Here is a 12,352-nt window from a genome sequence, read left to right on the forward strand (position 1 = left end):
AGCTTCACGGCGCGGAGGGTTATTGTGTTACCAGGTCACCTGGGATGTCAGTTGGCCGCTGTAGAAGCCCCATGCAATGAGGGCTACAGTCAGGGCGGTGAGCGTGACGCGCACGGTAAGGGCGTTGACCACTCGGGAAGAGCGGCCCTCGTCCTTGACCAGGAAGAACAGGCCACTGAACAAGCTGATCATGGTGGCCAGTAACAAGAGGACGATTGCGACCTTGAGCATGCGTAACTCCGGGGGGAGGGAAATGTCTTGCAGATGCAGTATAGCCAGCTTGGCACGAGCTTCGAGCCGCGCACAATGAATGCCTTTCGCCCTGGCTGGCTGCCCAGCTTGCTGGTCGCGTTGCTGTTGCCGGTACTTGTCAGCCTGGGGTTTTGGCAGTTGGCGCGGGCCGAGCAAAAGCGCGAACTACTGGCTGCCCATCAGGCCCGGCAAGTGGCCGCCCCGATCGCTATTGCTGAGCTTGAGGGCCTGCCCAATCCGGCCTATGTACGGGTGCAGTTACAGGGTCACTTCGATGCGGCGCACAGCTTTTTATTGGATAACCGCACCCGTGATGGCCAGGCGGGTGTTGAAGTCCTGCAGCCTTTTTATGACCAGGCCAGCGGTCTTTGGCTGTTGCTCAATCGCGGCTGGCTGCCCTGGCCGGATCGCCGCATCACCCCTACGTTCAACACCCCCGACACGCCGCTGCGCCTGCAAGCCTCGGTATACGTGTCCCTCGGCGACGGATTACAACTGCAGCAGGAGCCACAGAGCAATACCTGGCCGCGGTTGATCAGCGCGGTCAAGCCGGACGAACTCTGGCGGCAACTGGGCCGCGCAGGCCTGAGCCATGAGCTGCGCCTGCAGCCTGGCCCCGGGTCTTTGCGGGTCGACTGGCCGGTGGTCGCCATGAGTCCGGATAAACACTTGGGCTACGCTTTTCAATGGTTCGCTCTGGCAACGGCCTTGCTCGGTCTGTTCGTCTATTTAGGTTTGCATAACGCGCGGGAGACTCGCCATGAACCCAGCCATCACTCTGTCTGAAGAGTCGCCCAACCGCCGTCGCCGCGGGCGTCTGCAGTTGATCATGATTCTTGCCGTGGTTATCGCCCCGATGATCCTGGCCAGCGCCATGTACCAGTGGCGCTTTTGGGTCCCGGAAACCCGTAGCTACCACGGCGAATTGATCGGCACCGGCCAGACCCGTGCGGACCTTGGCGTGAGCGGTGCGCCTGAGGAGCGCTGGCAGTTGCTGGTGACAGTGCCGGGCGCCTGCGATGCGGATTGCAAGCAGTTGGTGTTTCTCGCCCGGCAGATTCATATCGGCCTTAACCGCGATACCGCGCGGGCCACTCATGCCCTGGCCAGCACACAGCCCTTGGTCGCCGAATATGACGCGCTGCTGCGTCGGGAGTTTCCGCAGTTGACCCGCTATCCACTAGAGCCCCAGGCCTACACCAAAACTGCCGGCAAGGTCGAAGGGGCGCAACTGTGGATCGTCGATCCGCACGGTAATCTGGTGCTGCGCTATGACAGTCGTAGCAAGGGCAAGGCGATTCTTAACGACCTGAAGCATTTGCTGAAGATTTCCCAAATCGGCTGATGTGCAGGAATTACGTGCAGGAACAAGGAGCTTCATGATGGCCAAACCCGGCTACCGCCTCGCTTTGTTCGCCACCCTCCTGACCGTGGTGGTGGTGGTGCTTGGTGCCTATACCCGGCTGACCCACGCGGGGTTGGGCTGCCCGGACTGGCCCGGCTGCTACGGTTTTCTCGGCGTACCCATGAGCGAACACAAGCAGGCGCTGGCCGAGATGCGTTTTCCCGAGGCGCCGGTTGAGGTGGCCAAGGGTTGGTACGAAATGGTGCACCGCTACTTTGCCGGCAGTCTCGGCCTGGTAATCCTGGCGCTGGCGGTGCATGCACTGCGGCGGCGCGGTGAGCCGGGGCAACCGCTGAAATTGCCGCTGTTGCTGCTCGGTCTGGTGATCCTGCAAGGGGCCTTCGGCATGTGGACGGTAACCTTGAAACTCTGGCCGCAAGTGGTGACCGCCCATTTGCTTGGCGGTTTTGCCACCCTTAGCCTGCTATTTCTGCTGACCTTGCGCCTGTCCGGTGCTACCCACGCGTTAGCATCATTTTCCGTGCACCTGCGCCGTCTGGCCGCGCTCGGCCTGCTGCTGGTAATCGGGCAGATTGCCCTCGGTGGTTGGGTCAGCAGTAATTACGCGGCGGTCGCCTGCGTTGACCTGCCGACCTGCCATGGTGAATGGTGGCCAGCGATGGATTTCGCCAACGGCTTTCACCTGACCCAGCATATCGGCCCGAATTACCTCGGTGGCCAGCTCGACAGCGACGCGCGTACGGCCATCCACATGACCCATCGTCTGGGTGCGGTGGCGTTGACGCTGGTGCTGCTGCTCCTAGCCTGGCAACTGCGTCGGAGCGGGTTGTCGCGCTTGGCCGGCCTGCTGCTGCTGGCGCTCGGCGTGCAGATCAGCCTGGGCATCAGCAACGTGGTGTTCCATCTGCCGCTGCTGGTGGCAGTGGCGCATAACGCAGGTGGTGCGCTATTGCTACTGACGATGGTATTGATCAATTACCGGGTGAGCGCTGCTGTGCCGCGCGCATCCAGGGCAACAGTCGAGCAAGCTGCAATCGTTCCGTTGCCTTGCAAATAACAATCAAGGAGAGACCCCTATGGCTACTCTACTGCGCGAACAACAGGCTCACGTCAGCTGGCGCGACTACCTGGAGCTGACCAAGCCCAAGGTGGTGGTGCTGATGCTGATTACATCATTGGTCGGCATGTTCCTCGCGACCCGCGCCGGCGTGCCCTGGACGGTGCTGGTGTTCGGCAACCTGGGCATCGGCCTGTGCGCCGGCGGCGCGGCGGCGGTCAATCATGTGGTGGATCGGCGAATCGACTCGATCATGGCGCGCACCCACAAGCGCCCGCTGGCCGAAGGCCGGGTCACCCCGCTGGCGGCGCTGAGCTTCGCCTTGCTGCTATCGGTGGCCGGCCTCAGCCTGCTGCTGGCTTTCACCAACGAGCTGGCCGCCTGGCTGACCCTCGCCTCGCTGCTTGGCTATGCGGTGATTTATACCGGGTTTCTCAAACGTGCCACGCCGCAGAACATCGTCATCGGTGGCTTGGCTGGCGCCGCTCCGCCGTTGCTTGGCTGGGTTGCGGTCACTGGCGAGCTGACCGCCGAGCCGCTGCTGCTGGTGCTGATCATCTTCGCCTGGACCCCGCCGCACTTCTGGGCCCTGGCTATTCACCGCAAGGCCGAATATGCCAAGGCCAACATCCCGATGCTGCCGGTGACCCATGGTGAGCACTACACCAAGGTGCACATCCTGCTCTACACCTGTGCAATGTTCGCCGTTAGCCTGCTGCCCTACGCCATTCACATGAGCGGCCTGCTCTACCTGGTCTGCGCCATTGGCTTGGGCGCGCGCTTTCTGCACTGGGCCTGGGTGCTGTACCGTGACAGCAAACCGCACGCGGCGATCAACACCTTCAAGTACAGTATCTGGTACCTGTTCCTGCTGTTTATCGCCCTGCTAGTCGACCATTATCTGCTGTTCAACCTGTAATCGTTGGTGTCATGACCCGTACCCAAATCACCGTTTTCGTTCTCGTTGCCCTGGTCGCGCTGGTACTCGGCCTGACCGTCAACAAAGTGCTCAATAGCAAAGGTCAAGGTGACCCGACGGCGCTGCTTGACGCGGGTATCGTACTTTTGCCGCAAAGCCGTACATTGCCCGACCTCAATTTGCTCGACCAGAATGGTCAGGCGGTCGCGGTCAATCAGCTCAAGGGGCAGTGGAGCCTGCTGTTTTTCGGCTACACCTTCTGCCCGGACATTTGCCCCGCGACCCTCGCCCAACTGCGCCAGCTGCAAGGCCAGTTACCGGCGCAAACCCTCGCTAATCTGCAGATAGTGCTGGTCAGTGTCGACCCTAACCGTGACACACCAGAGCAGTTGAAAAAATACCTCGACTATTTCGATGCCGGGTTCATCGGTTTTACTGGTGAGGAAGCCACCCTGCAGAAGTTTGCCAATGCGCTGAGTATTCCCTATATCCCAGCCGATACCAGTAAGGAAAACTACACCGTCGACCACAGCGGCAACCTGGTGATCATCGGCCCGGACGGCACCCAGCGTGGCTTCATCCGCGCGCCATTGAACAACGCCAAACTGGCTGCTCAGTTACCCGGGTTGATTCAGCCGGCGCCACGCGGCTGAGCCACGGAATGCGCCGGCGTGTGGGCTGTCTCTAATCGTATGCCTGGGTCGTGGCTTCGGGCTGCAGCGTATCGTGGTCTCGTTCCCTTGATATCAGCAAATGTTCGAACGCCTGCAGGTTGGCACTGGTTGGGTCGCGCCGGCTTTGGGCCGCCAGCGCACTGGCTGTCCGCAGGTAAGTACACAGGCATCTCGCCACGTTGATAGGCAGACGCAGGCTCTGTTTACGGCTCATGATGCCCCTCTCGCTCCGGACGTATTATTCAGACGGCCTCTGTCAGGCCACAGCCACCACATGGAGCACATTCGAATCTTAGGCCGTGAGCTGACCGTCATGGCTCACCGCTGCATGGGTCAACGCATTTGCCACGCCATGACGGCATCAAACACATGCCCTTGCTGAGCCTTTACCCAACCTAGAACCCCTGCTGCCGCTCGACTTTGACCTACATCAAGGCATGCGGCGGATTAGCCGATTGTCTAGGAGGCTGCCTGCGAGTAGTAATTGGCGGCACAGTCTATTGGGTGAGGCGGCTCAGGTTGGCGCGCAGTTGCGTCCTTCGCGGTTCGGCCTGGCCTGCAACAGTCCGCCGCATTCCCAGGCCGTTCCCTGGGAGCCATTCAGCACCGTCGATTACTTCAAGCCAAGGCGCCGTGCCAGGCGTATCAGGTTGGCGCGGTCTACTCCCAGCTCGCAGGCGGTGTCAGCCCATTTGTGCTGGTGACGCTGCAAGGCCGCGCCGATCAGCTGCCTCTGGTAGGCATCCAGGGCCTCACGCAGCGGCATCGGTTCGACAGCGCCGGCGCGCTGGGGCAGGTCGAGTGCCTGGCTGTCGATGCTGAGGATGCGCGGCCGCTCGGCGCAGGCCGACAAGGCCTTGAGCGCGGCACGGCCGATCAGGTGTTCAAGCTCACGCACGTTGCCCGGCCAGTCGTGGGCCAGCAGGGCTTTTTGTCCATCGCTGCTCAGGCGCAGACTGCGCAGCCCCAGGCGCGCGCGATTCTCTTCGAGAAAGTAACCGGCCAGCAGCAGGACGTCGCGGCCGCGCTCGCGCAGCGCCGGGACTCTCAGCGGGTACACGCTCAGGCGGTGGTAGAGATCGGCGCGAAAGCGTCCGGCGCGCACCTCTTCTGCAAGGTCGCGGTTGCTCGCCGCCAGCACCCGCACATTGACCCGGTGCTCGCGATCCGAGCCAACCCGCTGCAACTGTCCGCTCTGCAGCACCCGCAACAGCTTGGCCTGCACCGCCACCGGCAACTCGCCGACCTCATCGAGAAACAGGGTACCGCCGTCAGCCAGTTCGAACTTGCCGCTGCGCTCGTTGACCGCGCCGGAGAAGGCGCCGCGCACGTGGCCGAACAACTCGCTTTCGACCAGGGTCTCGGGCAGCGCCGCGCAGTTGAGGCTGATCAGCGGCCGCCTGGCCCGCGCCGACGCGGCATGCAGAGCCTCGGCCACCAGTTCCTTGCCGACCCCGGTTTCACCGCTGATCAGCACCGTCAGCTCGCTGTCGCCGACCAGCGCAATTTCCTCCTGCAGGCGTTTGTGCGGGAGGCTCTGGCCGATCAGCTCGCGCGGCCGATGCAGGTCGGCGGCCTGCTTGTAGACCTCGGCCAGCTGATGCTCGTCTTCGACCCGGCGCAGCAATTGGGCGATGCGCTCATTGGCCATCACGGTGGCGGCGGCCAGGCTGGCGAACGCGGCCAAGGTGTCCAGGTCGACGCGACCGAAGCGCGCCGGGTCCAGCGAGTCGAGGGTCAGCAGGCCCCACAACTGGTCCTGCAGGTACAGTGGACAGCCCATGCAGTCATGCACCTCAAGGTGGCCGCGATGGCCTTCGACCAAGCCGTCGTAGGGATCTGGCAGGCCGCAGTCCATGGCGAAGCGGGTCGGCCCACGCTGTGCCAGCAACGCCTGCAGACGCGGATGCTCGCCGAGCTTGAAACGCCGGCCGAGGGTGTCGGCGCTCAGGCCGTCGACCGCCAGCGGCACCAGCACCTCGCCCTCGAGTCTGAGCAAGGCCACCGCATCGCACGGCAACAGCTCGCGCAGGGCCAGCAGCAGCCGGCGATAGCGCTCGGCCTCGGGTAATTCGCGGGACAGATCGGCAACCAGCGGGATCAATACCGCCAGTAATGGATGTGCTGTCATAAAGACTGCCTTGTGTCATTAAGACTCGACTCTGCTCGCAGTCATAAAGACAGCAGGGCATGCAAGTCATTGAAATTTAAAGACTATAAAGCTGGCACGAGTTGTGTAACAACCTAGGTACCATAAACGTAGCATGCCTGAGCGCTTCGGCCGAATGCTTCTCGATAATCGCCCCGCTCACCTCAGGCTGCATAGCCCTAGGAATCACTCGATGCTTACTGCTCATCAACGCACCCTGATCAAGGCCACAGTGCCGCTGCTGGAAACCGGCGGCGAAACCCTGACTCGGCATTTCTACCAGCTGATGCTCGGCGAATACCCGCAGGTACGCCCGCTGTTCAACCAGGCGCATCAGGCCAGCGGCGACCAGCAACGCGCACTGGCCAACGGCGTGCTGATGTACGCGCGCAATATCGACCGCCTGGAGGCGCTCGGCCCGCTGGTTGGGCAGATCGTTAGCAAGCACGTGGCGCTGCAGATCTTGCCCGAACACTACCCGATCGTCGGTAGCTGCCTGCTGCGGGCGATTCGCGAGGTACTCGGTGCAGAGATCGCCACCGACGAGGTACTCGACGCCTGGGGCGCCGCCTATGGTCAACTGGCGCAGATCCTGATCGATGCCGAAGAGCGCGCCTACGCCGCCAATGCCCAAGCAGATGGTGGCTGGCGTGGTGGCCGCGAGTTTCGAGTGGCGAAAAAGAGTGTCGAAAGTCAGGAGATCGTCTCCCTGCACCTAGTGCCGGCAGACGGCGGCGCGTTGCTCGACTTCCAGCCGGGCCAGTACATCGGCCTGCGCCTGCAACTGGAGGGTGAGGAAGTGCGGCGCAACTATTCGCTGTCGGCTTGCGGCAATGGTCGCGAATACCGCATCAGCGTCAAGCGCGAGCCAGGCGGCAAGGCGTCCAACCACCTGCACGACCACGTGCAGATCGGCGATCGCCTGGAACTGTTCCCGCCGGCCGGTGACTTCGTCCTGCGCGAGTCGAGCAAGCCGCTGGTGCTGATCAGCGCCGGCGTCGGCATCACCCCGGCATTGAGCATGCTTGAGGCCGCGCGCGATCACGGCCGGGCGATCCACTTCATCCACTGCGCCCGGCATGCCGGCGTGCACGCCTTCCGCGACTGGGTCGAGGCGCAGCGCGATGAGTGTCCGCAGCTGCGCCATTACGTGTGCTACAGCGAGCCGCGCGCTGGTGATGTGGGCGATGCTGAGGGGTTTCTGAGCCGCGAGCAACTGGCCGAGTGGCTACCGGAAGAACGCGACCTGGACGCCTACTTCCTCGGTCCCAAGCCATTCATGGCCCAGGTGAAGAAACACCTGCGCGAACTCGGCGTGCCGGAGCAGCAGAGTCACTACGAGTTCTTCGGCCCGGCCAGTTCGCTGGAGGGTTGAGCGGCACTACGAATTGCTGTCACCGGCCTGTGGGGTGCGGCACATGTGTTTCGCTGGGGGACATGGGTAACGCCTGGTGCGCACAGCGCACCCTACAGCACCCCGGCCCGACGCAACTCGGCTATCTGCTGCAGACTCAAGCCCAGCCATTGCTGCAACACCTGCTCGGTGTGTTCACCGAGCAGCGGTGGGGCGTTGCGGTATTGCACCGGGGTCGCAGAGAGGCGAATCGGGCTGGCCACCTGCGGCACGCTGCCGGCCAGCGGGTGGGGCAGGTCGACGCGCAGGCCGCGGGCCTGCACCTGCGGGTCGGCGAACACCTGCTGCAGGTCGTTGATCGGTCCGCAGGGCACGCCGGCTTGCTCCAGGGCCACCAGCCATTCGGCAGTGGTCTTGAATACGGTGGCCTGGCGGATCAGCGGAATCAGTTCGGCGCGATGGGCAACGCGCGCCTGATTGGTGGAAAAGCGCGAGTCGACGGCCAACGCCGCAAGGCCGGCGACCTCGCAAAATTTGCGGAACTGCCCATCGTTACCGACCGTGAGGATGATGTCGCCGTCGGCAGTGGGGAAGTCCTGATAGGGCACGATGTTAGGGTGGGCATTGCCCAGCCGGCGGGGCGCCACGCCGGTGGTCAGGTAGTTCATCGCCTGGTTGGCCAGGCAGGCGACCTGCACATCGAGCAGGGCCATGTCGATGTGTTGGCCATTACCGGTCTGATCGCGGCTGGCCAGGGCGGCCAGGATCGCTGCGGTCGAGTACAGGCCGGTAAGGATGTCGGTTAGTGCCACGCCGACCTTGACCGGTCCGGCGCCCGCCTCCTCGTCGGCGCGCCCGGTCAGGCTCATCAAGCCGCCCAGGCCCTGGATCATGAAGTCGTAACCGGCGCGCTTGGCGTAGGGGCCGTCCTGGCCGAAGCCGGTGATCGAGCAATAGATCAGTCGCGGATTCAGCTCTTTCAGCGTGGCGTAGTCGAGGCCGTAAGCGGCCAGCCCACCGACCTTGAAGTTCTCGATCAGGATGTCGGCCTTGGCCACCATCTCGCGCACCAGTCGCTGGCCTTCGGGCTGGGTGAAGTCCACGGTGACCGATTGTTTGTTGCGATTGGCCGCCAGGTAATAGGCGGCTTCGCTGGTGTTCTCGCCCGCTGCATTCTGCAGGAACGGCGGGCCCCAGTGGCGGGTGTCGTCGCCGACCTTCGGCCGTTCAATCTTGATCACCTCGGCACCGAGGTCAGCCAGAATCTGCCCGGCCCAAGGCCCGGCGAGTACGCGGGACAGGTCGAGTACACGGATATGCGACAGGGCACCGGACATGGGAACTCCGTAGGGTGCGCTGTGCGCACCGACAGCAAACAGGACGTAGGATGGGTTCGCCACATAGCGGTGGAACCCATCGGGCGATCTGGCGGGTATCGCTGCGCGCAGCGACCCATCCTACGGGGCGAACCTTAGAAAAACGCTTGGAGCCCTGTCTGCGCGCGGCCGAGGATCAGCGCATGGACGTCGTGGGTGCCTTCATAGGTATTAACCACTTCCAGGTTGACCAGGTGGCGGGCCACGCTGTACTCATCACTAATGCCGTTACCACCAAGCATGTCGCGGGCCAGGCGGGCGATGTCCAGGGATTTGCCACAGCTGTTGCGCTTCATGATCGAGGTGATTTCCACCGCCGCAGTGCCTTCGTCCTTCATCCGGCCGAGGCGCAGGCAGCCTTGCAGGGCCAGGGTGATTTCGGTCTGCATGTCAGCCAGTTTCTTCTGGATCAGTTGGGTTTGTGCCAGCGGGCGGCCGAACTGCTTGCGATCCAGGGTGTACTGACGGGCGGTGTGCCAGCAATCTTCAGCGGCGCCCAGCGCACCCCAGCTGATGCCGTAACGGGCAGAGTTGAGGCAGGTAAACGGACCTTTCAGGCCACGCACGTCGGGGAAGGCGTTTTCTTCCGGGCAGAACACGTTGTCCATGACGATTTCGCCGGTGATCGAGGCGCGCAGGCCGACCTTGCCGTGAATCACCGGTGCGCTCAGGCCCTGCCAGCCTTTTTCCAGGACGAAGCCGCGGATTTCGCCAGCATCATCCTTGGCCCAGACCACGAACACATCGGCGATCGGGCTGTTGGTGATCCACATTTTGGCGCCGCTCAGGCGGTAGCCACCGTCGACCTTTTTGGCGCGGGTGATCATGCTGCCCGGATCGGAGCCATGGTCTGGTTCGGTCAGGCCGAAGCAGCCGATATATTCGCCGCTGGCCAACTTGGGCAGGTATTTCTGCTTGGTCGCCTCATTGCCGAATTCGTTGATTGGCACCATTACCAGGGACGACTGCACGCTCATCATCGAGCGATAGCCGGAGTCGATGCGCTCCACTTCGCGGGCAATCAGGCCGTAGCACACGTAGTTCAAGCCGCTGCCGCCATAAACTTCAGGAATGGTCGCGCCGAGCAGGCCGGTGTCGCCCATCTCGCGGAAGATCGCCGGGTCGGTCTGTTCGTTGCGGAAGGCCAGTTGCACCCGCGGCTTAAGCTTGTCGGCCGCAAACTGTTGGGCGCTGTCGCGCACCATGCGCTCTTCTTCAGTCAGTTGCTGATCGAGCAACAGGGGGTCGATCCAGTTGAAGCTTGCATTGGCCATTGTGAAAACCTCGAGTTAGGACGGGGGACTAGCGTCGCGGCCAGTGGCCGCGCCCACGGGGTGCATGGAATTGATCCTAGGCTGCATCCGCGTGCTGGGCAAACGAGGATTACGCATGCTGTTGTGCTTTTTACGCACTCCGAGTTAGCTTTGAGCGGCATTTAATCCAAAACAGAGTGAGAGTGCCGCACAGATGCGCCGAAAAATCCCCAGCACTACGGCCCTGATCGCCTTCGAGTCGGCAGCTCGCCATCAGAGCTTTACCCGGGCAGCCGAGGAGCTGGCCCTGACCCAGAGCGCGATCTGTCGGCAAATCGCCGGGCTGGAGGAGTTTCTCAATGTCGAGCTGTTTCGCCGCTCGCGCCGCGGGGTTCAACTGACCGAGGCCGGTTTGTCCTATGCGCGGCGGGTTGCCGCGCAACTCGATGCGGTCGAGCGCGACACCCTGGCGGTGATGGGCCAGCAAGGCGCCATGAGCATTGAACTTGCGGTAGTGCCGACCTTTGGCACTCAATGGCTGCTGCCGCGGCTGAAGGATTTCCAGCGGCTGTACCCGCAGGTCACGGTCAACCTGACCAACCGCACCCGACCATTCCTGTTTGCCGATACCCAGTTCGATGCGGCGGTGTACTTCGGTGACGCGGACTGGCCAGGTACTGCCTCGCACCTGTTGATGCGTGAAAACCCGATGCCAGTGTGCAGCCCGGCGCTACTCGCCGGGCAAAGCGGCCTCAGCGCTGAGCGCATCGCCAGCCTGCCGCTGTTGCAGCAAACCACCCGGCCCTACGCCTGGCGCCAGTGGTTCGGTTCGCTGGGGCTGAATGTGCCCCGGGACATGAGCGGGCCACGCTACGAGCTTTTCTCCATGCTTGCCCAGGCGGCCATGCATGAGATGGGCGTGGCTTTGATTCCACCCTTTCTGATCCAGCGGGAGCTGAGGGAGGGGCGCCTGGTGTTGGCGCTGGAGCATGCCTACAGCAGCGACAAGGCCTATTACCTGATGATTCCCGAACGCAAGGTGGAGTCTGCTGCGCTGCAAAGTTTTCGCGACTGGCTGGTTCAGCAGGCGCTGGACTATGCACAGGAAAGCGGTTTGGAATAAACGACAGCAAGCGAAGTAGTTGCCCTTGCCTAACGTGCCGGCGCCGATCTTTTATGGCCACTGAGTAGTGGCAGACGCCTTGCGCTGTGGCGGTGTCCCGGTCACGCGCTGCAGGGGGGCTCTGTCTCGGTGCCAAAGTGCGGCGCCCGGCCCATATCCGCGAATTTAACAGCAAAAACGCACGATCACCCAGATACTCCTGCGCAGAGGTTACTCGCGCAACAGCGAGCTGTTGAATAGCCATCAGTACGGTCGTGGCAGTCGTGTAGTGAGTGATATTTACCACTACATCATGGCGCGTAGTGTCTCGTGCGTGTGTCTAATTTATTGCACAGTAAAGCGTGCGCAGGGCCCTGAATATGTGCCTTTGGTGGCTTTTTAACCAATGCCACTGCTATTTGATGTGCGGTTATTCATGGCGCTCATGCCCATCGCGCAAGAAACCCCCCTGATTCACTTGCCGGCCACGGCTGGCAAGGCTTTCATGAAAAAGATGAATGCCAAGTCGCAGAATGACTTGTAGTTGTCGCAAGGTTTTACTCCATAACACCTTGAAGGACTTATGCTGCGCCTGCAAAATGCCGGCCCGCCCGAAGCATAGCCTCTGCTAGGGTGATTTGTGCTGATCCTCCCTTCGCCGACGCGCCATCCGCAGTGCGCCGGTTCATTAAAAAGATAAAGATCACGCAGGAGATTTGACGTGCACATCGGTGTTCCTCTCGAAACCCATGCCGGCGAAACGCGGGTAGCCGCCACGCCAGAAACCATCAAGAAGCTGATCGGCCAAGGCCATCGGGTCACGGTGCAGAGCGGAGCTGGCGTTAGCGCC

11 protein-coding genes and 1 pseudogene are annotated in these 12,352 nt (G+C 62.4%); 8 read left to right on the forward strand and 4 right to left on the reverse strand.

Annotated elements, in window-relative coordinates; genetic code table 11:
- Nucleotides 1-27 precede the first annotated feature (27 nt).
- Nucleotides 28-231, reverse strand: a complete 204-nt coding sequence (locus tag Q8K09_RS00930) for a twin transmembrane helix small protein (RefSeq protein ID WP_305253062.1) — start codon at nt 229-231, stop codon at nt 28-30.
- A 75-nt stretch (nt 232-306) separates the two neighbouring features.
- On the opposite strand from Q8K09_RS00930, the gene Q8K09_RS00935 reads away from it, so the two are divergent.
- From Q8K09_RS00935 to Q8K09_RS00955, 5 genes are read left to right on the forward strand one after another with little or no spacing between them, the layout of a single operon-like run.
- The gene (locus Q8K09_RS00935) at nt 307-1,038 is read left to right on the forward strand and encodes an SURF1 family protein (RefSeq protein WP_305253063.1); all 732 of its coding nucleotides are present in this window, start codon (nt 307-309) and stop codon (nt 1,036-1,038) included.
- On the forward strand, nt 1,013-1,597 hold the full coding sequence (locus tag Q8K09_RS00940) for a hypothetical protein (RefSeq protein WP_305253064.1): 585 nt from the start codon (nt 1,013-1,015) through the stop codon (nt 1,595-1,597). The genes Q8K09_RS00935 and Q8K09_RS00940 overlap by 26 nt, the downstream gene beginning before the upstream one ends.
- 37 nt (nt 1,598-1,634) lie before the next feature.
- Nucleotides 1,635-2,675: a heme A synthase gene (locus tag Q8K09_RS00945; protein WP_305253080.1), complete on the forward strand. Its 1,041-nt coding sequence runs from the start codon at nt 1,635-1,637 to the stop codon at nt 2,673-2,675.
- Between the two features lie 19 nt (nt 2,676-2,694).
- Entirely contained in the window at nt 2,695-3,594 is a 900-nt protein-coding gene (cyoE, locus tag Q8K09_RS00950; protein WP_305253065.1) for a heme o synthase, read from the forward strand.
- Nucleotides 3,595-3,605: 11 nt separating this feature from the next.
- Complete coding sequence (locus tag Q8K09_RS00955; RefSeq protein ID WP_305253066.1) at nt 3,606-4,247, forward strand: SCO family protein; 642 nt, start codon at nt 3,606-3,608, stop codon at nt 4,245-4,247.
- Nucleotides 4,248-4,881: 634 nt separating this feature from the next.
- Here the strand turns inward: Q8K09_RS00955 and norR are convergent.
- Entirely contained in the window at nt 4,882-6,399 is a 1,518-nt protein-coding gene (gene norR / locus Q8K09_RS00960; protein ID WP_305253067.1) for a nitric oxide reductase transcriptional regulator NorR, read from the reverse strand.
- A gap of 211 nt (nt 6,400-6,610) precedes the next feature.
- Between norR and hmpA the strand changes: the two genes are divergently transcribed.
- The gene (gene hmpA / locus Q8K09_RS00965) at nt 6,611-7,792 is read left to right on the forward strand and encodes an NO-inducible flavohemoprotein (protein WP_305253068.1); all 1,182 of its coding nucleotides are present in this window, start codon (nt 6,611-6,613) and stop codon (nt 7,790-7,792) included.
- Nucleotides 7,793-7,884: 92 nt separating this feature from the next.
- Here hmpA and Q8K09_RS00970 read toward each other — a convergent pair whose 3' ends face one another.
- Complete coding sequence (locus tag Q8K09_RS00970) at nt 7,885-9,108, reverse strand: CaiB/BaiF CoA-transferase family protein (protein ID WP_305253069.1); 1,224 nt, start codon at nt 9,106-9,108, stop codon at nt 7,885-7,887.
- Nucleotides 9,109-9,242: 134 nt separating this feature from the next.
- A complete protein-coding gene (locus tag Q8K09_RS00975) occupies nt 9,243-10,421 on the reverse strand; it encodes an acyl-CoA dehydrogenase (RefSeq protein WP_305253070.1) in 1,179 nt (392 codons plus the stop codon).
- A 193-nt stretch (nt 10,422-10,614) separates the two neighbouring features.
- Between Q8K09_RS00975 and Q8K09_RS00980 the strand changes: the two genes are divergently transcribed.
- Together Q8K09_RS00980 and Q8K09_RS00985 are read left to right on the forward strand one after the other, a co-directional pair.
- Complete coding sequence (locus tag Q8K09_RS00980; RefSeq protein WP_305253071.1) at nt 10,615-11,523, forward strand: LysR family transcriptional regulator; 909 nt, start codon at nt 10,615-10,617, stop codon at nt 11,521-11,523.
- A gap of 700 nt (nt 11,524-12,223) precedes the next feature.
- A pseudogene (locus Q8K09_RS00985) lies at nt 12,224-12,352 on the forward strand (NAD(P)(+) transhydrogenase (Re/Si-specific) subunit alpha); the annotation flags it as partial.

This window comes from Pseudomonas sp. (assembly GCF_030683065.1).
Taxonomy (GTDB): Bacteria; Pseudomonadota; Gammaproteobacteria; order Pseudomonadales; family Pseudomonadaceae; genus Aquipseudomonas.

Coding starts and splice junctions, on each gene's coding strand:
- Q8K09_RS00930 (WP_305253062.1), bottom strand. CDS start 231: ATGCTCAAGGTCGCAATCGTCCTCTTGTTACTGGCCACCATGATCAGC.
- Q8K09_RS00935 (WP_305253063.1), top strand. CDS start 307: ATGAATGCCTTTCGCCCTGGCTGGCTGCCCAGCTTGCTGGTCGCGTTG.
- Q8K09_RS00940 (WP_305253064.1), top strand. CDS start 1,013: ATGAACCCAGCCATCACTCTGTCTGAAGAGTCGCCCAACCGCCGTCGC.
- Q8K09_RS00945 (WP_305253080.1), top strand. CDS start 1,635: ATGGCCAAACCCGGCTACCGCCTCGCTTTGTTCGCCACCCTCCTGACC.
- cyoE (WP_305253065.1), top strand. CDS start 2,695: ATGGCTACTCTACTGCGCGAACAACAGGCTCACGTCAGCTGGCGCGAC.
- Q8K09_RS00955 (WP_305253066.1), top strand. CDS start 3,606: ATGACCCGTACCCAAATCACCGTTTTCGTTCTCGTTGCCCTGGTCGCG.
- norR (WP_305253067.1), bottom strand. CDS start 6,399: ATGACAGCACATCCATTACTGGCGGTATTGATCCCGCTGGTTGCCGAT.
- hmpA (WP_305253068.1), top strand. CDS start 6,611: ATGCTTACTGCTCATCAACGCACCCTGATCAAGGCCACAGTGCCGCTG.
- Q8K09_RS00970 (WP_305253069.1), bottom strand. CDS start 9,108: ATGTCCGGTGCCCTGTCGCATATCCGTGTACTCGACCTGTCCCGCGTA.
- Q8K09_RS00975 (WP_305253070.1), bottom strand. CDS start 10,421: ATGGCCAATGCAAGCTTCAACTGGATCGACCCCCTGTTGCTCGATCAG.
- Q8K09_RS00980 (WP_305253071.1), top strand. CDS start 10,615: ATGCGCCGAAAAATCCCCAGCACTACGGCCCTGATCGCCTTCGAGTCG.